The 19,756-nt window shown below is 56.6% G+C and carries 21 protein-coding genes; 7 read left to right on the top strand and 14 right to left on the bottom strand.

What is annotated here, in order from left to right:
- The first annotated feature begins 25 nt into the window (after positions 1-25).
- The 7 genes from I5L79_RS06990 (at position 26) to I5L79_RS06960 (ending at position 6,066) form a co-directional block, all read left to right on the top strand.
- Entirely contained in the window at positions 26-649 is a 624-nt protein-coding gene (locus I5L79_RS06990) for an ExbD/TolR family protein (protein ID WP_196954308.1), read from the top strand.
- An 8-nt stretch (positions 650-657) separates the two neighbouring features.
- Positions 658-1,179: an ExbD/TolR family protein gene (locus tag I5L79_RS06985; protein ID WP_196954307.1), complete on the top strand. Its 522-nt coding sequence runs from the start codon at positions 658-660 to the stop codon at positions 1,177-1,179.
- The gene (locus I5L79_RS06980) at positions 1,176-2,003 is read left to right on the top strand and encodes an energy transducer TonB (RefSeq protein WP_231402888.1); all 828 of its coding nucleotides are present in this window, start codon (positions 1,176-1,178) and stop codon (positions 2,001-2,003) included. Before I5L79_RS06985 ends, I5L79_RS06980 begins: the two co-directional genes overlap by 4 nt.
- A gap of 217 nt (positions 2,004-2,220) precedes the next feature.
- The gene (locus I5L79_RS06975) at positions 2,221-3,045 is read left to right on the top strand and encodes an energy transducer TonB (RefSeq protein ID WP_196954306.1); all 825 of its coding nucleotides are present in this window, start codon (positions 2,221-2,223) and stop codon (positions 3,043-3,045) included.
- Positions 3,046-3,209: 164 nt separating this feature from the next.
- A complete protein-coding gene (locus I5L79_RS06970) occupies positions 3,210-3,458 on the top strand; it encodes a hypothetical protein (RefSeq protein ID WP_196954305.1) in 249 nt (82 codons plus the stop codon).
- Positions 3,448-4,413 (top strand): PstS family phosphate ABC transporter substrate-binding protein, encoded by a 966-nt coding sequence (locus tag I5L79_RS06965; protein WP_196954304.1) that lies wholly within the window; start codon positions 3,448-3,450, stop codon positions 4,411-4,413. The genes I5L79_RS06970 and I5L79_RS06965 overlap by 11 nt, the downstream gene beginning before the upstream one ends.
- A 51-nt stretch (positions 4,414-4,464) precedes the next feature.
- Positions 4,465-6,066, top strand: a complete 1,602-nt coding sequence (locus I5L79_RS06960; protein ID WP_196954303.1) for a tetratricopeptide repeat protein — start codon at positions 4,465-4,467, stop codon at positions 6,064-6,066.
- An 87-nt stretch (positions 6,067-6,153) separates the two neighbouring features.
- Here I5L79_RS06960 and I5L79_RS06955 read toward each other — a convergent pair whose 3' ends face one another.
- From I5L79_RS06955 to I5L79_RS06890, 14 genes are all read right to left on the bottom strand, one after another.
- Positions 6,154-7,215 carry an RluA family pseudouridine synthase gene (locus I5L79_RS06955; protein ID WP_196954302.1) on the bottom strand — a complete coding sequence of 354 codons (1,062 nt, stop codon included), beginning with the start codon at positions 7,213-7,215 and terminating at the stop codon, positions 6,154-6,156.
- An 84-nt stretch (positions 7,216-7,299) separates the two neighbouring features.
- Positions 7,300-7,947 (bottom strand): OmpH family outer membrane protein, encoded by a 648-nt coding sequence (locus I5L79_RS06950; protein WP_196954301.1) that lies wholly within the window; start codon positions 7,945-7,947, stop codon positions 7,300-7,302.
- A 38-nt stretch (positions 7,948-7,985) separates the two neighbouring features.
- On the bottom strand, positions 7,986-8,669 hold the full coding sequence (locus I5L79_RS06945; RefSeq protein WP_196954300.1) for an OmpH family outer membrane protein: 684 nt from the start codon (positions 8,667-8,669) through the stop codon (positions 7,986-7,988).
- 36 nt (positions 8,670-8,705) lie between these two features.
- Positions 8,706-11,300: an outer membrane protein assembly factor BamA gene (gene bamA / locus I5L79_RS06940; protein ID WP_196954299.1), complete on the bottom strand. Its 2,595-nt coding sequence runs from the start codon at positions 11,298-11,300 to the stop codon at positions 8,706-8,708.
- A 10-nt stretch (positions 11,301-11,310) separates the two neighbouring features.
- Positions 11,311-12,000 carry a polyprenyl diphosphate synthase gene (uppS, locus tag I5L79_RS06935; RefSeq protein WP_394368785.1) on the bottom strand — a complete coding sequence of 230 codons (690 nt, stop codon included), beginning with the start codon at positions 11,998-12,000 and terminating at the stop codon, positions 11,311-11,313.
- Positions 12,001-12,118: 118 nt separating this feature from the next.
- A complete protein-coding gene (porG, locus tag I5L79_RS06930; protein ID WP_196954297.1) occupies positions 12,119-12,868 on the bottom strand; it encodes a type IX secretion system protein PorG in 750 nt (249 codons plus the stop codon).
- Positions 12,869-12,907: 39 nt separating this feature from the next.
- Positions 12,908-13,828, bottom strand: a complete 921-nt coding sequence (locus tag I5L79_RS06925; RefSeq protein WP_196954296.1) for a DUF6089 family protein — start codon at positions 13,826-13,828, stop codon at positions 12,908-12,910.
- Positions 13,829-13,956: 128 nt separating this feature from the next.
- A complete protein-coding gene (locus tag I5L79_RS06920) occupies positions 13,957-14,853 on the bottom strand; it encodes an NAD kinase (protein ID WP_196954295.1) in 897 nt (298 codons plus the stop codon).
- A 26-nt stretch (positions 14,854-14,879) separates the two neighbouring features.
- On the bottom strand, positions 14,880-16,310 hold the full coding sequence (locus I5L79_RS06915; RefSeq protein ID WP_196954294.1) for a BamA/TamA family outer membrane protein: 1,431 nt from the start codon (positions 16,308-16,310) through the stop codon (positions 14,880-14,882).
- A gap of 11 nt (positions 16,311-16,321) precedes the next feature.
- Entirely contained in the window at positions 16,322-16,999 is a 678-nt protein-coding gene (locus I5L79_RS06910) for a CBS domain-containing protein (RefSeq protein WP_196954293.1), read from the bottom strand.
- A gap of 100 nt (positions 17,000-17,099) precedes the next feature.
- Positions 17,100-17,882, bottom strand: a complete 783-nt coding sequence (locus I5L79_RS06905; protein ID WP_196954292.1) for an alpha/beta fold hydrolase — start codon at positions 17,880-17,882, stop codon at positions 17,100-17,102.
- Positions 17,866-18,498: an anthranilate synthase component II gene (locus I5L79_RS06900; RefSeq protein ID WP_196954291.1), complete on the bottom strand. Its 633-nt coding sequence runs from the start codon at positions 18,496-18,498 to the stop codon at positions 17,866-17,868. Before I5L79_RS06900 ends, I5L79_RS06905 begins: the two co-directional genes overlap by 17 nt.
- Before the next feature lie 110 nt (positions 18,499-18,608).
- Entirely contained in the window at positions 18,609-19,130 is a 522-nt protein-coding gene (locus I5L79_RS06895) for a CvpA family protein (RefSeq protein WP_196954290.1), read from the bottom strand.
- Positions 19,131-19,276: 146 nt separating this feature from the next.
- The gene (locus tag I5L79_RS06890; protein WP_196954289.1) at positions 19,277-19,741 is read right to left on the bottom strand and encodes a GatB/YqeY domain-containing protein; all 465 of its coding nucleotides are present in this window, start codon (positions 19,739-19,741) and stop codon (positions 19,277-19,279) included.
- Between the last annotated feature and the right edge of the window lie 15 nt (positions 19,742-19,756).

Here is a 19,756-nt window from a genome sequence, read left to right as displayed (position 1 = left end):
TTGTCTGAATAAAACCACGCAAGAAATGCCTAAAGTTAAGCCCCATAGAACGTCCCCTTCGCTGGATATGACCCCGATGGTGGACCTGGCCTTCCTGCTGGTGACGTTCTTTATGCTCACCACCAAGTTTGCCCCCGAGGAAGTGGTGATAGTGGATACACCCTCCTCTACCTCGGAAATCAAGCTGCCGGAAAGCAACGTTATCCGCTTGCTTATCGACAAGGATAAGCGCGTGTTCTTCGGGCTGGAAAGCGACAAAGCCCGGGCTCTGCTCCTCGACCGGATGGGCGCCAAGTACGGCGTTTCGTTCACCGAAAAGCAGAAGCGCGCCTTTGGTGGTCTCAACAGCTTTGGCGTGCCGGTTCAGCAGCTCGGCTCTTTGCTCGATATGAGCACGGAGCAGCGCAAAGAGGTAAAGCAGCCTGGTCTGCTTTCCGAAGCTGATACGGTGCAGCTCATCGACTGGGTAATGACCGCCCGCCAGGCCAATATGGACGCGGTGAAGAAACCCACCTTTATTGCCATCAAAGGCGATAATGACGCTGATGTAGCCACGGTAAGAAAAGTTATCCAGCTGTTGCAGAACAAGAACATCAACCGTTTCAACCTCATTACCGACTTGGAGAACAAGCCGGTAGTGAGCCGCTAAGCGCAGCCATGGCAGAAATACAACAACAAGCCGACTCCGGTAAAGGAGGAAAGAAGCGGGCCAAAAAAATGTCGACCAAAATCGACATGACACCGATGGTGGACTTGGCCTTTTTGCTTCTGACCTTCTTTATGCTCACCACCACGTTCAACAAGCCGAACGTGATGCAGGTGACGATGCCCGTGAAGGAGAAGAACAAGGAAGAACAGTCGGAGCTGAAAGCCTCGGATGCCTTTACTATCCTGATGGGTGAGAACAACAAGGTGTACTACTACGAAGGTCTGGCCGATGCTACGACCAAGCCCGAGCTGAAGCTTTCGAGCTACGATGCGAACGGCATTCGGAAAGTGCTACTCCAGCGGCAGCGCCGGAACCCCAAGACGGTGGTTCTGATCAAGCCGGATGACAAGTCCAACTACAAGAATATGGTGGACATCCTGGATGAAATGAACATCACCGACCAGAAAAAGTACGCGCTGGTGCCCATTTCGAAAGTCGACACTGAACTTATTGCAACCTCCGGCTTATGATGGATAACGCGCAACTAGCGCACGCTAGCCTCAACGACATCGTGTTCGAGGGCCGGAACAAGGCCTATGGGGCATATGTGTTGCGGCGCTTGTACAACAAGCACGTGACGCGGGCACTGCTCATTGCCGTTGCTCTTTTCGCCTTGCTCGTAACGTTCCCGCTTCTGGCGCGCATGTTTGGCAGCAACGACGTGGTAGAGGACGACAAGATGCTCAAGGAAAACGTTCTGATGGATGCTCCTCCACTGGACGAAACCAAGCCCCCACCACCACCGCCTCCCCCCGAGGCGCCGCCCCCACCACCGCCCAAACTCTCGACCATCAAGTTCACTCCGCCCGTCGTGAAAAAGGACGAGGAAGTGCGCAAGGTGGAAGAAATTCCGGATCAGAAGGAACTGGAAGAAAAGGTAGTGGCCGCCGTAACGGTGAAAGGCAACACGGACAACCCCAACGACCTGACGGGCCTCGAAGGCACCGGCGACAAGGTAGTGGAGGAAGTGGTGGAGCAGAAGGTATATACCTATGTAGAGCAGATGCCGGTATTCCCCGGTGGTCAGGAAGCCCTGCTGCAATACATCGGTAAAAACATCCGCTACCCCGCCCTCGCCCTACGCAACCAGATCGAAGGCAAGGTATTCGTGAACTTCACCGTAGGCCCTGATGGTAGCGTAACCGACGTAAAGGTTACGAAGCCCCTGGGCGGTGGCACCGACGAAGAAGCTGTTCGCGTAATTAAAACGCTACCGCGCTTCGCTCCGGGCAAACAGAACGGCCGCGCCGTAAGCGTGTCGTTTACCGTTCCGGTGACTTTCGCCATCAAGTAAGCGTTTGGCTTCGGCCCCTAAAACCCGAATCAGGCTCCGGCCTGGTTCGGGTTTTTTCGTGCCCAAAAATATTCTCTAAAAAATACAGCGGGGTATATACTAGCCGTTTCAGCCGGGGCGTTAAGCAGATGAAAGCCAAGCAGGGTTCTGTGAGTGAGAAGGTTGGCTTGGATACTACGCGCTGTGTACCATCGTTCACCTTTAACCTATACCACCTATGACCACGCTCAACCTGCTTACCGCCTCCCTCGACGACATCGTGTTCGAAGGGCGCAACAAGGCCTATGGGGCTTTCGTCCTCCGGCAGCTATACCACCGCCATTTGCAAGCCGCCGTGGGTATTGCCACCGCACTGTTTCTGCTGCTGGTGGCAACGCCCGTATTGGTTCGCTATTTCTGGCCTGAGCCAGTATTGGTTTCTCCGCCAGTGATAAATGATGATGAAGGGGTTCGGTTTACTGAGATAATAGAGCCTAAACCGAAAGAGCTGGGCCGGGCTCCGGTAGCGCCGCCAGTAGTGCGCCCTCCAGATGAAATAGTACCGACTGTTAAACCAGATGAGCAGGTAACAAAACCTGATATAAAGCCCGTAACTCCTGCTGTTAGTGATTACGCAGAGTTCCCCTCTGGTGCTCAGGTTGGGCCGGTGGCTATTCCGGGCACTGGTACTGGCAAAGGTTCCTCAGACAGCAGTACTGCCGGTCCGGCAGTAGCCGTAGCACCGCCTAAGCCATTCCTGACGGCGGAGATTATGCCTGCGTTTGCCGGGGGAGACAAAGCCCTCGGGGAATACTTCCGCAAGAATCTGCACTATCCGGGTCCAGCGCTGCGGAACCAGATTTCAGGGCGGGTGTACGTTTCCTTTACGGTAGGCACCAACGGCGAGGTAATGGACGTGGAGGTACTCAAAGGCTTAGGCTACGGCACCGAAGAAGAAGCCCAACGGGTGATTAAGAGCATGCCGCATTGGGTGCCGGGCCAGCAGGGCGGCCGTGCCGTACCCGTTCGGTTCACGCTGCCTATTACCTTTCAGTTTCAATAAGCCTCCGCCGTAGATTTCCGGGCGCCCTTCGCTGGCCTAGACAACTAGGTGGCGAAGGGCGTTTGTGCGCCTTTGGAGCCAGACTAACTGCGCTGGCCAACCTGCCCCAACAATCTGGCTACCTTTATGCGTTTAAGCTTTTTCTGACCTTCATTTTCTCCTGCATGCTCGACCGCCGCCCCGCCCGCGAACGACTGGGCCAAAAAAGCCCGCAGCGTCTGACACGCTATTTCGTGCTCGTCATGGCCATTGTGTATACCGCCTTGGGCCTTTACCTGCTGCTCGTACCAGTTTCCATTTTCTCATTGCCCACCACGCCCCGCCGTCTGCTGGGAGCCGTGTTTGTCCTCTACGGAATTATTAGATTTGTTCGCAACTACCGCAGCATAACTGGCAAAGACGATGAAGAATAAGCTTTTTTCCCTACAGCTGGGTGCCTTTCTGCTGGCGAGTGTGGTGGTTACCAGCTGCAACAGCGGTGGACCACCTACGGCCGAAAATATCGACGACACGCCCACCAGCGGCGTGCTGAAGGTAGCGGTAGACGCTACCTTCGAGCCCATTGTGAAGTCACACGTCGATACGTTTCAGCAGCTGTATCAGTACGCCAAGATTCAGCCGCAATACGTGCCCGAGTCCGACGCCATGCAAGCGCTGCTCAACAACAAAGTGCGCGTAGCCATTATATCCCGGGAGTTGACTACCGAGGAGAAAACGCATTTTGAGCGGCTCAAGCTCTTTCCCCGCACCACGCACGTTGCCATCGATGCCCTGGCTATTATCGTGAATCCGGCAAATGCCGATTCGCTGCTGACTATAAGCCAACTGCGTGATATTTTCACGGGCAAGGCTACCCAATGGCAGCAGATAAGCCGTAGCAGCAAGCTGGGGGATATTACCGTGGTGTTCGACTCGAATAACTCCAGCACCAGCCGCTACGTGCGCGACTCCGTGACGCGCGGCGCCGAGCTGACAAAGAAGGCATTTGCCTCAAAATCGAACCCCGCGTTGCTGGATTACGTTGCTACCCACACCAATGCCATTGGGGTCATTGGCGTCAACTGGATCAGCGACCGGGACGATGCCTCCGTACAGAGCTTTTTGCGCCGCGTACGGGTAGCTGGCATCAGTACGGCCGAAGCCCCCAAGAGCACGGAAGATTATGTGCAGCCCTATCAGGCCTATCTGGCGCTGAAGACCTACCCGCTCCGGCGCAATGTGTACGTCATCAGCCGGGAGGCGCGGGCAGGACTTGGCACCGGTTTTGCATCCTTCGTAGCCGGAACCAAGGGACAGCTCATCATCCTCAAATCCGGTTTGATGCCAGCCGTCGGTCAGACTCGCATCGTGACGACGAAACCCAACTAGCTTTGCTCCCTATTCACTTTTTTTCTTACGCTTTCATTTAATTTTTCGCACATGAAGTTCAAGCCCTGGAAGCTCTCCCTCCTCGTTGCTTTGTCCGTCAGCACCACGGCTGCCGTGGCGCAGAATGTAGCTGGCGCTCAAAAAGCCATTGAGCTGGAGCGATACAGCGACGCCCGGCGCCAGTTGGGCCAAGGCCAGACGCCGGAGTCGGCGTTCGAGCTGGGTCGCCTGTACCAGATGATGGAAAAGCCGGATTCGGCCGCCTATTTTTTCACGCAGTCGGCTACTGCCTCCAAAGGAGCGCAGGCGCAGATTGCCTCCGGTCGGGCTTACCTGGCCCAAGGCAAGAACGCCGAAGCCCAGATTCAGTTCGAGCAGGCCGTAAAAGCTACTAAGTCGAAAGACAAGGAAGTACTCACGCAGATTGGTCAGGCCTATGCCGAGTCGCCAACCAAAGACAATGGCAAGGCGGTAGAATACCTGACCCTGGCCAACAAGCTGAACAAGAAGGATGACCCGCGCATCATGAACTTGCTGGGCGACATCTATCTGAAGCAGGAGAATGGCGGCGGTGAAGCCATGAACAACTACGAGCGCGCCATTCTGGCCGACCCGAACAACGTAACGGCTTACTACCGCAAAGGCCAACTGAACGTCCGTTCGCGCAACTACAACGGCGCTCGTGACGCCTTCCAGAAAGCCACTATTCTGGACCCCAACTTTGCTCCCGCTTACCGTGAGCTGGGCGAAATGTACTACTTCGTAGGGAAGTACGACGATGCCCTGAGCACCTTCCAGAAGTACCGCGACATGGCGGAAAACACGCCCAGCACGCAGGCTAAGTACGCTTCGTTCCTGTTCCTGACGAAGAAGTACCCCGAAGCGCTGACGGAAGTACAAACCATTCTGCAGCGTGACTCGAAGAACGTGACGATGAACCGTCTGCAGGCGTACTCGCTCTACGAAACGGGCAAAAACGAAGAGGCACTGGCGGCTATGGATGCCTACATGAAGCTGGTACCGGCCGATAAGCTCATCACCGAGGACTACGTGTACTACGGGAAGATGCTGGCCAAAGCTGGCCGTACGCAGGAAGGCATTGCCACCATCGAAAAGGCCATCAAGAACGACCCTGCCAAAGCAGAAGAGCTTCAGAATGACCTGGCGCAGGCTTACCTGGCATCCAAGAACTATCCGAAGGCAATCCAGATGTATAGCATCATTGCCAAGAAGAACCCGGATGCCCTGACCAACAAAGTGTACCTGGCCCGCGCTTACGAGTTCAACAAACAGTACACCCAGGCCGACAGCCTCTACGGCGTTATCACCACGGCTAAGCCTGACTACATTCCTGGCTACTTGATGCGGGCCCGTGCCAATGCTAACCTTGACCCCGACTCCAAGCAGGGTTCGGCCAAGCCTTACTATGAGAAGTACCTGGAGCTGGCTACTGATCCCACCAAGTATAAAGACGGCATTGTGGAAGCCAACAAGTACCTGGGCTACTACTACTACCAGAAAGGCGACAAGGCTGCTTCGCTGCCCTACTGGCAGGCTGCCAAGGCCCTGGACCCAGCCGATGGACAAGTAACTACCGCCATCAATGAAATTACGCGTAAAGCTCCGGCTAAAGCTCCGGTGAAACGCAAGTAATTTGCTTGATGCCTTCTAAAAAAGGCCGCTACTCTCACGAGTAGCGGCCTTTTTTGTGTGGTTTGATAAACCAAATGCTATTGCATGTTACGGCTGTGCAGCGTATGATTCCCACTTCTGCAGCACCGCTTCAAAGTCGGAGGGCAGCTCTACCTCGAACTGCATATTCGCCCCGGTTGTAGGGTGGACGAAGCCCAGGGACTTTGCGTGCAGGGCCTGACGGGGCATCACGGCAAAGGCATCCTCCACAAAGCTCTTGTAGGCGCCTGTACGCTGCCCATACAGCACCTTGTCGCCGCCGTAGGTGGCATCCGAAAACAGTGGGTGGCCTATATGCTTCATGTGGGCTCGGATCTGGTGGGTGCGGCCGGTTTCCAGATTACACTGCACCAGCGCTACGTGCCGGAACTCCTTCAGTACTTTATAGTGCGTTACGGCGGGCTTGCCGTACTCGCCGCCCGGGTATACCGCCTGCACCTTGCGGTCCTTCAGGCTGCGCCCTATATGGCCCGTAATGGTGCCCCGCGGTTCCTTAGGGATGCCCCACACCAGAGCCAGATACGTCCGCTCAATGGTGTGGTGAAAAAACTGCTGCGAAAGGTGCGTCATAGCCCACTCGGTTTTGCCAATAACCAGCAGCCCCGACGTATCCTTGTCGATGCGATGCACAAGGCCGGGTCGGATTTCGCCATTCCGGCCGGTGGGCAGGTGCTGAAAGTGATACGCCAGCCCATTCACCAGCGTACCCTGCCAGTTGCCATAGGCTGGATGTACTACGAGGCCCGCCGGCTTGTTTACCAGCAGCAGTGAGTCGTCCTCATAGCGGATATCCAGCTCCATGGGCTCGGGCACTACTTTGCCTTCGCGCGGCGGCTCGGGTAGGGTAATGGTGATAACGTCGCCGGGCTTTACGCGGTAGTTGGACTTCACGGGCCGCTCGTTTACCTGCACGGCCTCGGCCCTAATAGCGTTCTGGATTTTGGTCCGGGACGCGTTGGGCAGGCGATTCATGAGAAATTTATCGAGCCGCAGAAGCTCCTGGCGCTTATCGGCCTGAATGCGGTGATGCTCGTACAGTTCGTCGCCGGAGTCCTGCTCATCATCGGGCAGCAACAGGTCATCAGGAAGTAAGTCGTCGTCCGGCAACATAAGGCAAAGTGGCTATAGGTAAAAAGAAGAAAGCCGGAACACGGTTCCGGCTTTCCTGTCAGCTAAAGCCCGGAGGCTGTAAGCTTACTTCTTGGTTTTCGTCTTGGTTTTGGTGCTGGTAGCGGCGGCAGGTGCAGGCGTAGTAGCCGGTGCAGTAGTGGCAGGCTTAGCAGCGGCGGCAGCACCAGGCGTAATGCCCATTTTCTTCAGCACCAGCTCCGAGATGTCGCCATCCTTGGGGCCGTGCAGCAGAATAGGCGTAGTGCCGTAACCAGCGTCGGAGTTCAGCACGTAGGCGTAGCCATTTTCCTCGGCTACGGCATCAATGTTCTTTTGCAGCTTGTCCAATACCGGCTTCAGCAAGGTTTGCTGCTTTTGCTGAACGGAAGATTCTGCATTACGCTGAAACTCCTGAATGGACTGCTGCAGGTTCTGCAGCTCCTTTTCTTTATCGGCCCGCACTACGTCCGACATAGTAGCAGCCCCTTTTTGATACGCCTCGCCTTTGGTCTGGTATTCCTGGTATTTAGCCTTGAGCTGGTTTTCCAGCTGGGTGCTGTAGTCCTTCAGCTGCGACTCTATCTGCTTGCTTTCGGGCATCTGGCTCAGCACGTAGTCTACGTTGGTATAGCCTATTTTCTGGGGAGCCGTCTGGGCCAGCGTGACCGTAGCCGTGGTGAGCGTGAGAGCGGCCGCGGCCAGCAACAGTCGGAATTTGGGAAATGAACTCATTCGGTAAAAGAGAAAGGTCTGAGAGTTAGAACGCAAAGTTAATTTTTTCGGCCGGTTGAGCGTGGTGCCGGCTTGGTAGTCGTTTTCTTGGCCGGGGCCGTGGCGCGGGTACCCGCTTCGTCGGCGTTAGGCTCGTCGGTAGCCGGAGTAGCAGGCGTGGCTACAGTGCGTACCGCGCCTTTTTGTGCCGGCTGATTCCGATCTTCTGACCCTAAACCCAATTCCTCCAACACAAATTCCGTGTAGTCGTGCGTCGGGTTGGTATAGAGCATCGTCAGGTCGCCCGATTTGTCGAATACAATCGCCAGCTGCTTTTTCTTGGCTACTTTTTCTACGGCCTCAAACACCTGATCCTGCACGGGCTTGGTGAGTTCCTGGCGCTTTTTGAACAGCTGCCCTTCGTAGCCGAAAATCTTGTTCTGATAGGTTTTAATATCCTGCTCCTTCTGCAGAATCTCATCCTGCCGTTTCTTTTTCATCGGGTCCGTCAGCAACACCTCTTCAGCCTGGTAGGTGCGGTACATCTTGTCGAGGTCCTTGCGCATCGACTCGATGTCCTTCTGCCAGTTCTGCGAGAGGGTGTTCAACTCCTGCTGGGCAGCCCCGTAGGCCGGCATCTTACCCATGATAAACTCCGAATCGATATACCCGAATTTCTGCGCCCACGCGGTAGGCGCCGCCAGTAGCATCAGCAACGGCAGCAAGCTCAGAAGTTTTTTCATAGCGGTAGAAAGTGCTGGTTGGCCAAACAGCTTCCGTTAGCGAATCTGCTGACCAATGATGAAGTGGAAGTGGCCTTTTTCCTGCTTTCCCTGCGAAGTGGACGTGTTATAGCGGTCCACCGCATCGAAACCATAGCCGTAATCGAAGCCTAGCAAACCAAATGCCGACATGAAAATGCGGGCTCCTACCCCTACCGAACGGTAAAGCTTATACGGGTTGTATTTAGAGTACTGGTCGAACGAGTTCCCGGCTTCGGCAAAGCTCAGCACGTACACCGTAGCGGCCGGGTTGAGCGAAACCGGGTAGCGCAACTCCATCACGTACTTGTTGTAGGCTACCCCACCGGTTCCGTTGGGGTCCTGAACGGCATTTGGGTCAGTGGGGTCATCATAGCCGCGCAGACCTACGTATTCGGTGCCTACGAGGAAGTTTGACTGGCCCCCGGAGGCCAGGCCCGAGCCACCAAGCTTGAACCGCTCGAATGGCCCAATTTTGCGGCTGCTGTTATAAGAGCCGATGAAGCCGAAGTGGGCCCGGGTATTCAGCACCAGCTTGCCCACAATAGGCGTAAACCAGGAGGCGTCGAACATCCATTTATGAAACTCCACCCATTCATTTACGCTGGGGTGTGAGCCTTTGAACACCGAATAAGGCGGAGTCAGGTTCACGCTCAACGCCAGAGCCGAGCCCCGGCGCGTATAGGTGGGGTTGTCGGTGCTGTTACGGGAAAGCGTGGTATTGAAGGTGATGTTGTTGGCGTTGCCCGTGCCGTTGTTGCCGAAACCCTGCAGGTAAGTGTAGTTATTCAGCTTGTACTGGCTTACCGACAGGGAGTTACTCAGGGAGAAATAGTCATCGGGCCAGCGCAGGTAGCGGCCCAGGCTCACCGAGGCACTGTTTACCTTGATAGAGCTGCCATTTTTTACGTCGAAGTTGGTGCCCACGCGCTGAATGCTTTTGTTCAGGCTCACCGTAAGTGAGTTGCGCTTGCGGCCACCCAACCATGGCTCCGTAAAGGAGAAGGAGTAAGCCTGGTACTGGATACCGTTGGCCTGCACGTTCAGGGCCAGGCGCTGACCGTCGCCGGCGGGCACGGGGCGCCAGTTGCTGAAGTTGCCGGCCTTGCGCAGCGAAAAATTATTGAATACCAGCCCCACGGTCCCAATAAAGCCCGCGTAGCCGCCCCAGCCGCCCGAAAGCGTAATCTGGTCGGAAGGCTTTTCTTCCACGGTGTAGTTGATGTCCACCGTACCATCGGCCTGGTTGGGCACCGGGTTGATGCCTACTTTCTCGGGGTCGAAATAGCCCAGAGAAGCCAGCTCACGCTGGGAGCGGATGAGTAGCTCGCGGTTGAATTTCTCGCCCGGCAGCGTCCGCAACTCCCGGCGGATTACATGGTCGCTGGTTTTGGTGTTGCCGGCAATGTTGATGTCCTTGATGCGGGCCTGCACGCCTTCCGTCAAGCGCATCTCAATGTCAATCGAGTCACCTTCTACTTTCGTCTCAATGGGCTCGATCTGGAAGAACAGGTACCCATCGTTCATGTAGAGCGAGGTAATATCCTGGCCGGCGGGGTTGTAGTTCAGGCGTTTGTCCAGCGTTTCCTTGCTGTACACGCTGCCTTCCTTAATGCCGAGGATAGAAGCCAGCGTGCGGTTGTCGTACAGGTAGTTGCCCGACCAAGTGATGTTGCGGAAGTAGTACTTGGTACCTTCATCTACCCGGATGTGCAGCGTGAGCTTATCAATATCCTGCTGCGTGGTGCGGTGAATACCGAATTTCCCGTTCTCGGTTCCCAGCCAGAGGTAGCTGCGGGTCTGCGGCACCGAAATCAGCGAGTCGGATACAATAACGGCGTCGCGGTAGCCCTGCGCGTTGTAGTACTCAATCACCTTTTCCTTGTCTTCCTCAAACTCCTTGCGCTGAAATTTCCCGGCGTTCAGAAACTTATAGGGCTTCTTCTCCTTGGTCTTCTTCATCTGCGACTTGAGCTTCCCATCCTTCACGGCCGAGTTACCGGCGAAGTCAATATCGGTGATATGGACTTTCTCGCCCCGGTTTACGTTGAACACCAGCACCGCGCTGTTGGGCAGCGTCGAGTCGGGCTGCTGCGTAACGGTTACTTTGGCGTTCAGGAAGCCCTTATTGGTGAAGAACTTCCGGACCTGCTCCCGCGTGTTGCTCAGCAGCGCATCCGTCACCACTTTGCCCCGGATCAGCTTGATCTTGTTTTTCAGGTCGTCCGACTGCGTTTTACCGATGCCGGTGAAGATAAAGTTCGACAGGCGCGGCCGTTCCTTCACGTCGAAGGTGAGGAAAATGCGGGAGCCCTCGGTGCGGTCTATGGAAACGTTGACATCTCCCACGATACCCTGGTCCCAGAGCCGCCGAATAGCCTTGCCAAGTTCTTCGCCCGGAATATTGATCGGGTCACCGACTTTCAGCCCCGTAATACCGATCAGGGTATTGGGGTCGAGGTAGCGCGTGCCCGTGAATGTGATACCGCCCACCTGATAGTGTTCCGGCTCCCCGGCAGCACCGGCCTTCTGGGCATGTGCAGAACCCCAGGTGCCGCCTATCAAAAGCAGTGTCGCCAGAAGCGCGCCAATGCGGTTAATCAAAAATTTCATTCCCAAAAACTTACGAAACGTTGAGCTGCTCACTGGTTTTACCAAATCGACGCTCCCGCTGCTGATACACGCGGATAGCCTCCTGAAAGTGTTGACGTCTAAAATCCGGCCACAGCAGATCGGTAATATAAAGCTCGGTGTAGGCCAGCTGCCACAGCAGGAAATTGCTGATGCGCTGCTCCCCGCTGGTCCGAATCAGCAGTTCCGGGTCGGGCATTCCGGCGGTGGATAAGTAAGCTGATATGGTCTTTTCCGTTACGTCCGTAGGCTGCACGGTGCCCGCGGCTACGGCCTCACTTAGGAGGCGGGCTGCCTGCGTCAGATCCCAGCGCCCACTGTAGCTCAAGGCCAATACCAGCGTCATGCGGCTGCCCTGCTTGGTCAGGTCAATAGCTTCAGCCAGTTCCCGCTGGCATGAGGCAGGTAAGCTTGCCGTGTCGCCAATGGCTTGCAGCCGGATGTCATTTTTGAGCAGCGTGGCTGTTTCCTGGCGGATGGTATGCACCAGCAGCTGCATCAGGGCCATTACCTCATGCGCCGGCCTGGCCCAGTTTTCCGTGGAAAAGGCATAGAGCGTCAGGTACTGCACACCAAGCTCGGCAGCGGTTTCAACGGTTTCACGCACCGCTTTAATGGCGTTCTGATGGCCAAAAATGCGCAGTCCGCCTTTTTGCTTGGCCCAGCGGCCGTTACCGTCCATGATGACAGCAACGTGCGCAGGAATACGGGAAGGATCTAATTCAGCCGGGGCGGCCATGCGTACTTGTTTGCGTAAGGAGCCCGCAAGTTACGCAAATGGTTGCATTGCACCTGCCTGGCTAGCGCCCTGCTTTGCCTTCACCCTTGGTTACTTCCGGGCAGCGGATTTTATAGAAGGTGTAGGAAATACTCACGCCCCCGTAATAATACCAATCCTGGTCGTGCCGGTTGGCTACCAAGTCGCTTTGCTGGCTCACGTTATCCAGCTGGTCGGAAAACGCTTTGCGGGCGCCGGCCTCCGCCCCCAGGTTCCAGTGCGTCGACAAGCCAAGCTTAAGGCCAATTCCCATAGGCACTGCCAGACCGATCAGCGTGTTTTTCTGCTCCGGCGACGTATAAGAACCGGTAAACTGCGTGCGTACAGGTGCCAGAAAGCCTGCCACGCCAATAAAGGCAAATGGCGTAAAGCGGGTTTTTACCTGTTTGCTGTAATAGTCGAAGAAGTTGTATTCCAGTATCCCGCCTAACTCATAGAGGCTGCCTTTTACATTGGCACTCCGGTACTGGTTTAGGGGCATTGGATTGCCGTTCAGCCCTTGCACCTGTCGGTCATCCGCCCGCAATAAGCCCGCCAAAATATTTCCGCGCAGAGTCACTGCTTTGGAAACATCCTTACGATAAAAGGCTGATAAAGCCGGGCGGTTGTTGGCAATGCGGTATTCCGGGGCCAATTCCCCTTTGTAGCTCAGGGCCCCGAGTCCGAGTCCTATTTCACTGGTGTTCTGCGCGTGAGCGGTGAGGGCAAAAAAAACACTCCCTATTTGCAAAGAGCAAACAAGGAGTGTTTTGAAGAAGGAATCCTGCGTCATCAGACTGGCTGTGGGTGAAACATGACAGCCAGGCGTTGGCTATCGGAATTTGGGGCTCTTTACGCGGGGCGAAAGAATGTAGTTCAACGTCAGACCCGTAACGATGTACCAGTCCTTTTCCTTGCCATGGCCACGAATTTCGTCCATCTGGTTGGCTTCCGTGAAGGTGCCAGGCACCCCTTCGCGCGTGATTTCGTAGCCAAAGTACTTACCACCAGCGCTGGTCAGGTCGTCTTTGCTACGCACATAGTTGCCGCCTACATCATCAATGTAGTCGGTAAAGGTCTTCCGCCAGCCGATTTCGAAGCCAAGGTCGAAGTGGCGGTCCAGCTTGTAGCGGATACCAGCCCCAAAAGGAATTGAAATAGACGTGCGCTTATAAGGCGAGTCGTAGCCAGCGCCTCCCTGTCCCTCTGTGTGCAGAGGTTGCAGAGCCACATAGTCACCTTTAGCCAAGCCAAGCGTGTTGTCGCCTACCAGACCCTTAGGATTGTGGTGGAATACCGCTACACCAGCAAAAACGTACGGCACGAAGTCGGGACGGCGAATGTAGTTGTTGCGGTTTTCCAACAAATCGAAAACACCCACTGCCGCAAACTCGAAAATGTCGTTGCGGAAGTTCATATTCCGGGTGTAGCGGAACTTGGCCTCGCTGTCTTTATCGTCGGCTGCTTTAGCGTCATCACCGGTCACGCGGCCATAGGAGAGCGAGGCACGACCGGAAAGGCGGGGAGCAAAGCGGCGGGTAAACGTAAAGCCAATGTTGGGACGGGTAGCACCCAGCCGCAGACTAGCAATGTTCGTTTTCGGTACAACGTCGCCAAAATAGTTCATGGCGTTAAGCGATACACCTACCGAGTTGTACATCTTCCGTTTCGTGAAACGCTGCGCACTCGCCTCGGTGGCAACCAGCGCCAAGGCTAGTACAAGTGCCAGGGTGAGGGGAAAAAGTTTCTTCATAATCGGGCGAAGTTAGGAAATATCGAGGTTTTGCAGGAGACGCTGACCCATATGGACGCGGCTACACTTGGTTACAAAAGTACGGTTTGCAGGCAATTATAAAAACAACTGCCCGAAAAAGCCTGGTTTTACCCTAATAAAATCCCCTCAGGGTTGCGCCGGTCCAAGCCCCAATTCAGCTTGCTGCGCAACGTACTCAGGAAATTCACATGGTTTAGACGAACCAAACGGGCCGCGAAATTTTCACGCCGAACTGCTATCTGAATAGTGGAATCGACCGTGACAGAGCGGGAATCCAGGGAAAGCAGGAAGTTGTTGCTTCTTCCTTCAATCTCAAATGATATCACGCTTCGGTCGGATACAACGAGCGGACGCACGTTTAGGTTGTGTGGGCACACCGGAGAAATAATGAAATTATTGGTTTGTGGCAGCATTACCGGACCGCCACAGCTCAATGAATACCCCGTGGAACCTGTGGGCGTAGATACAATCAACCCATCGGCCCAGTAAGAGTTTAAATATTCGCCATCGATATAGGTGTGGACCACAATCATGGAGGAAGTATCCCGCTTCAGAATGGAAAACTCATTGAGGCCGAAGGTAATGTCGCCAAACACATCCGGGTCCGTGTCCACGCGAATCAGGCTGCGCTCATCCAGCACGAAGTGGCCTTTAAACAGCGCGTCAATGGCCTGCGGAATCCGGTCGGGGGTGACGGTGGCCAGAAACCCGAGCCGGCCGGTATGAATACCCAGAATCGGAATCTGCAGGCTGCCTACGTAGGTAACGGTATCCAGCAGCGTGCCGTCGCCGCCGATGCTGAGCACGAATTGCATCCCCCGCAGCGAGTCGCCGCGCCGGAACGTGCGGATGTGCGCCGGCACTTGCAAATGCGTTTGCAGATACACCCAAAAAGATTCTACCACGAACAACTCTGCTCCCCGCGCCAGTAGATCATCAAACAGCCCCTGAATGGCCGGCGCCACATTTTCGTCGAAAGGCTTACCGAGAATGGCTATTTTCATAACAGGATGGCAGCGCGCCGAACAATTCAGATGGGAAACTCGGTGCGAATGTAGAAGCCCGCGCCGCCCGTAACCGTACGGGTATACTCCAGCGTCAGAACCCGGTCGTAGTACGTGACCAAATGTACTCCAAGGCCGGCGGAGGCCAGCAGATGATTAGGAAAGCGGTTATCAGCCGGTACCTGGCGGGCGGCCACGTAGCCGGCATCGACAAAGGTATTTAAATATATGGCCAGCGGCAGGGAGCTGAACTTGGGATTGTCGGTGACGCCCACTTCCACGCGGCGCGTAGCCAGCAGCGGGTAAGACAGCCCCTGCTGCACCACCGCGTAATGCTTTCCGTCGATTACGTACCGGTCGTAGCCCCGCACCAGCGTAGCGTAGCCCAGGGCACGGGTATCGGCGTAGGGCAGCAAGGCTTTGCCGGTTAAGCGGGCCTGGCTGGTTACCCCAATACTATAATATAGCTTATGCGGCAGGGCCCAGTAGCGGGCCGCCTGCAAAAAGAGTGTGGTAAAAGCCGGGCTGTTGGAGTTCACATATACCCGCTGCGCCACGGCCAGCTGCAGGTAGCGCCCGGTGAGTGGGTAAGCAAACGTGTTGCGCTGGTTGAAAGTGCGCGTAAGGCGCAGGTCCAGATAGTGGCGCGTGGTGCCCTGCCGGAAGAAGTCGGGGTTGCCGAGGCGCACGGAGTCGGCTATCCACTCGCGGTAGGCCGCCAGGTCCAGGGCCGTACGCCGCTGCACGGTGTTGCGCCAGCGCAGGCCCGCCGTTACGTACTCGCGGCGAACGGCAAACCCTGCAGCGGCGCGGTACGTCAGCAGCCGGTCATTACGGGTCTGGTAGTCGAGGGCGCGGCTGCGAGTAAGGGACGCGCCCAGCGCCAGCCCCGGCCGGTGGCGGGCGCCGGGGTTTTCAAAGAAGACTTCGTATTTCTGATTGAAGCCCAACTGCAGGTTGCCGCGCAGCAGTTCGTTGCGCCCCCGGAAGTTGTAGCGCACGAGGTGCACCCCGTAGTCTACGCGGCGCCACCGGTCGTTGCGGTCGAGCCAGGAGCGGATGTTACGGTCGGCCAGGGAAAAGATGGGCACGGGAAAGGTATACCAGCGTTCCTGCACCCCAAACAGCACCGTCAGGGCGCCATCGCGGCAAACCGTCTGCACGCCTACCGTGTGAAAAAGCTGGAGGTTGAAGAGTCGGCGCCGGTTGCTTTCGAGGCGCTTGGCCAGGTTTTCGACGGTCAGCGTATCGCCTTCGCGGAAATCCAGCTCGGCGCGCAGAATCCGGTCTTTGGTAATGGCATTGCCCGCGAATACGATGGAGGCTACCCGAAGGCGGGTATAGCCCGGGCACTGGGCCCGCACCACGCTATCGGGGGGCATGGCCCGTGCAGTATCGGGGAGGGCACGCGGGCCGGCGGCTGCCAGCAGGCCAGCCGCCAGAATACTTTCTATCACCAGCGCCGCGCTTACAGACTCAGGTACTTCAACAGGGCATCGTAGCGCTCCTGCTCGTTTTCGCCCAGCTCGCCGGCTCCGCTGAACTGGGCCGTGATGAGGTAGCCAAACCGCTCCAGTGTGGCGGCAATGCGCGTCAGGCTGGGCGTATTTACTTTCAATGTGAGGCGAATTTTGTAGGCGTTGGCATCATCCTGGGCTACGTGGGCGCTGAGGATTTTGGCGTTATTTTCCTCCACGTAGCGGCTGATCTGCGACAGGGAGTAGTCCCGCTCATCCATCGACAGCACCAGAATACCGCCCTGGCCCAGGGCAATAGGCATCTGCCCGAAAGCGGCCAGCGTGTCGCCCACGGTTACTACACCCAGGTATTCGTGCTGATCATCAAGCACCGGCACGAGCTGCACTTTGTTTTGCACTGCCTGCTCAATGATGCTGTAAAAATGCTGGTCGCGCTGTACGTGTACATCAGCAAAGCCGAAGTCAATAGACGACAGCAACCGGTCGGCCTGGTCCATGTCCAGCACGTCAGCTTCGGTAATAAGGCCGCGGTACTGGCGGTTTTCCAGCACGGGCAGTTGATCTACGTGAAATTCCTCCAGCCACTTGGCGGCTTTGCTGGCCGAGTCCGACACCTTGAGCGGCGGAATCATCTGATTAATCATGTCTGCGGCTATCATCGTCGACATCGGCATTAGGTACTGAGAAGCGGAAGTTAATGGCCCGGCAGTCGAGACACAAACGCTACGCCCGTTTCTTTGTTCACGAAGCAGGCAGAAAGTAACCCGCTCAGGTAGCCGATACCTGCTGCACCGCCGTGCGCTGCAGAAATTGCCGCAGCCGGGCATTGAAGGCGGCAGGCCGCTCCATCATGGGCGCGTGGCCGCAGTGGTCGAGAAAGTGCAGCTCCGACTTGGGCAGCAGGCGGTTGAACTCGTGCGCCACCGTTGGCGGCGTGATGGTGTCGTTCAGCCCCCAGATCAGCAGCGTGGGCACCTTTATTTTGCTCAGGTCCTTGCCCATGTTGTGCCGCTGGGCCGAGCGCGCAATGTTGATGATACGCAGGCACTTGGCGTTGGAATTGGTGATACTGAACACTTCATCCACCAGTTCCTTGGTCGCCACGGCCGGGTCGTAGAAGGTATAAGCCACGCGCTCCTGCACGAAATCGTAGTTGCCGCGCTTAGGGAAAGAGCCGCCCATGGAATCCTCGAACAGGCCGCTGCTGCCGGTGAGTACCAGTCGGCTTACCTGCTTGGGGTTGCGCAGGGTGTATACCAGCGCAATGTGGCCGCCCAGGGAGTTGCCGAGCAGCGTGTAGGCACCAGGAACGGCTACGGCGGCTACAAACCGCTCCACAAACTTCACCAGCCCGGGCACATCGGCGCTGAGCAGGGGCATTTCGTAGATGGGCAATAGCGGAATCACCACGCGGTACTGCTCGCGGAAGGTGGCTACCACGTCCTGCCAGTTGCTGAGGGCCCCGAATAGCCCATGCAGCAGCAGCAGCACCTCGCCGGTACCTTCATCGATATACTGGTAGCCGTTGTGTTCCTTAATCTGTAATTCCATGGGCGGAAAAGCTGGAGCCGGGGCGGGGCCGCTCCTTTGCAATGATACAATACTTGACCCAATTGCCCAGCAGGGCCAGGCCGTGGGCCGTCAGCAGCGCCTCGGGGTGAAACTGTACCCCGTAGAGCGGCAGCGTGCGGTGCCGGAAAGCCATCAACTCTTCTGAGGCATCGGCGGAGTACGCCAGGGGAACCAGAATTTCGGGTAACTCCTGCAAAACCAACGAGTGGTAGCGGGTGACAGCAAACCGGAGTGGCAGCCCGGTCCATAACGGGTCCTGTGGGTCCGTCAGTATAATATCCGCCACTTTGCCGTGCATGGGCCGGGCCGCCCGCACTACCCGCCCCCCGAAAAACTCGCCCAGCGCCTGGTGGCCCAGGCACACACCCAGCATGGGCATTTGCTGATGATACTGCCGGATGACCTCAGGCATGGTGCCAGCGGCGGCCGGCGTACCCGGGCCCGGCGACAACACGATACCGTCGAAAGATGCTTGCCGCAGTACATCCAGCGCCACATCGTTGCGCGCCACCTGCACCTCGGCCCCGAGCTGACGCAGATAGTCCAGCAGGTTGAAGGTAAAGGAGTCGAAATTATCGAGCAGTAATAAGCGCATGAATTCTGTGGCTTAATGGCTGCATAGGTTTCTGGTTGAATGGCTAAGTTAAAAACTACAAGGCAACCATCTAACAACTCAATCCCTCAGCTATTCAACCCGAAACCCATTTAAAACACGCCGCGCAGCTTATCGAGCAGGTCGGTGGCGAAGGGCAGCACCAGACCTACTACCTGCAGGGCCAGCGGGGTAGCCTCGCGCACCAGCGGCAGCACCTCCGAGTCAGCCACGAGCTGCGGGGAGAGCAGCGTCAGCCCCGTGAGGCCCACGCCGTGCAGCAGCAAACTCAGCCCCAGCACCCATTTCAGCACCCCGGCCGCCCCGCCCAGCACATTGTCGAGCATGCCGAGGGGCGTCAGGTGTACGGCCGTTTTTACGAAGGAGCCCAGCAGGTGCACGCCCCAGAGAATAAGCGCGAAAACCAGCAGAAACGTCACCAGCGGCAGCATACCAAAGGCCTCGCCCACGTAGTGACGCACCAGCGGAATGGCATCCTGCAAGAGCAGCAGCCCGCCCACGGCCCCCAGCACGAAAGCCAGCAGCGAGGCCACTTCCAGCACCAGCCCGCGCCGGAAGCCTTTCACGGCTCCCACGCCCAGCGGAATCAGCAGCAGGATATCGAAGGCGGACACGTTGTTAATGTGCTAATGTGGAGGAATGTGCTGATGTGAAGAATGTGCTGATGTAGGTAAATGCGTTTTTCTCACGCGCCAACTGCCGGCAGTAGAACTGCCATTAGCACATGAGCGAAGCGCAGTTCATTCCCCACATGAGCACATTACACATTCGTGTTGTTGAGCAGGTTGTTGACTACCTGCGAAATGATGCGGCCATCGGCTTGGCCGGACAGTTCGCGGGCGGCGACGCCCATTACCTTGCCCAGGTCAGATGGGCCGGTGGCACCCACGCGCTGGATAATGGCCACCAGCTTTTCTACCAGATCAGCCTCCGAGAGTTGCTGGGGCAGGTATTCTTCGATGATAGCCAGCTCGGCCAGCTCAATTTCCTCCAGATCGGAGCGAAACTGTTTGTTGTAGGTATCGGCGGCCTCGCGGCGCTGCTTGGCCTGCTTGGTGAGCAGCTTGATTTCGGCATCTGGCGAGAGAGAGGCGCCGTGCTGGCCTTCGGCCGTTTCCGCCAGTAGAATCTGGGACTTGATGCTGCGCAGGGTGGTCAGACGAACTTTGTCTTTGGCCAGCATAGCCTGCTTGATATCGGCGTCGATGGTTTCTTTCAGGGCCATGGAATAGAAAGTAGA

This window comes from Hymenobacter guriensis, assembly GCF_015773195.1.
Classification (GTDB): domain Bacteria; phylum Bacteroidota; class Bacteroidia; order Cytophagales; family Hymenobacteraceae; genus Hymenobacter; species Hymenobacter guriensis.
This window is presented reverse-complemented; position numbering and strand designations above follow the sequence as displayed.

Coding starts and splice junctions, on each gene's coding strand:
- I5L79_RS06945 (WP_196954300.1), bottom strand. CDS start 8,669: ATGAAAAAACTTCTGAGCTTGCTGCCGTTGCTGATGCTACTGGCGGCG.
- bamA (WP_196954299.1), bottom strand. CDS start 11,300: ATGAAATTTTTGATTAACCGCATTGGCGCGCTTCTGGCGACACTGCTT.
- I5L79_RS06975 (WP_196954306.1), top strand. CDS start 2,221: ATGACCACGCTCAACCTGCTTACCGCCTCCCTCGACGACATCGTGTTC.
- I5L79_RS06970 (WP_196954305.1), top strand. CDS start 3,210: ATGCTCGACCGCCGCCCCGCCCGCGAACGACTGGGCCAAAAAAGCCCG.
- I5L79_RS06900 (WP_196954291.1), bottom strand. CDS start 18,498: ATGCGCTTATTACTGCTCGATAATTTCGACTCCTTTACCTTCAACCTG.
- I5L79_RS06985 (WP_196954307.1), top strand. CDS start 658: ATGGCAGAAATACAACAACAAGCCGACTCCGGTAAAGGAGGAAAGAAG.
- porG (WP_196954297.1), bottom strand. CDS start 12,868: ATGACGCAGGATTCCTTCTTCAAAACACTCCTTGTTTGCTCTTTGCAA.
- I5L79_RS06990 (WP_196954308.1), top strand. CDS start 26: ATGCCTAAAGTTAAGCCCCATAGAACGTCCCCTTCGCTGGATATGACC.
- I5L79_RS06925 (WP_196954296.1), bottom strand. CDS start 13,828: ATGAAGAAACTTTTTCCCCTCACCCTGGCACTTGTACTAGCCTTGGCG.
- I5L79_RS06965 (WP_196954304.1), top strand. CDS start 3,448: ATGAAGAATAAGCTTTTTTCCCTACAGCTGGGTGCCTTTCTGCTGGCG.
- I5L79_RS06905 (WP_196954292.1), bottom strand. CDS start 17,882: ATGGAATTACAGATTAAGGAACACAACGGCTACCAGTATATCGATGAA.
- I5L79_RS06960 (WP_196954303.1), top strand. CDS start 4,465: ATGAAGTTCAAGCCCTGGAAGCTCTCCCTCCTCGTTGCTTTGTCCGTC.
- I5L79_RS06920 (WP_196954295.1), bottom strand. CDS start 14,853: ATGAAAATAGCCATTCTCGGTAAGCCTTTCGACGAAAATGTGGCGCCG.
- I5L79_RS06955 (WP_196954302.1), bottom strand. CDS start 7,215: ATGTTGCCGGACGACGACTTACTTCCTGATGACCTGTTGCTGCCCGAT.
- I5L79_RS06950 (WP_196954301.1), bottom strand. CDS start 7,947: ATGAGTTCATTTCCCAAATTCCGACTGTTGCTGGCCGCGGCCGCTCTC.
- I5L79_RS06980 (WP_231402888.1), top strand. CDS start 1,176: ATGATGGATAACGCGCAACTAGCGCACGCTAGCCTCAACGACATCGTG.
- I5L79_RS06890 (WP_196954289.1), bottom strand. CDS start 19,741: ATGGCCCTGAAAGAAACCATCGACGCCGATATCAAGCAGGCTATGCTG.
- uppS (WP_394368785.1), bottom strand. CDS start 12,000: ATGGACGGTAACGGCCGCTGGGCCAAGCAAAAAGGCGGACTGCGCATT.
- I5L79_RS06910 (WP_196954293.1), bottom strand. CDS start 16,999: ATGTCGACGATGATAGCCGCAGACATGATTAATCAGATGATTCCGCCG.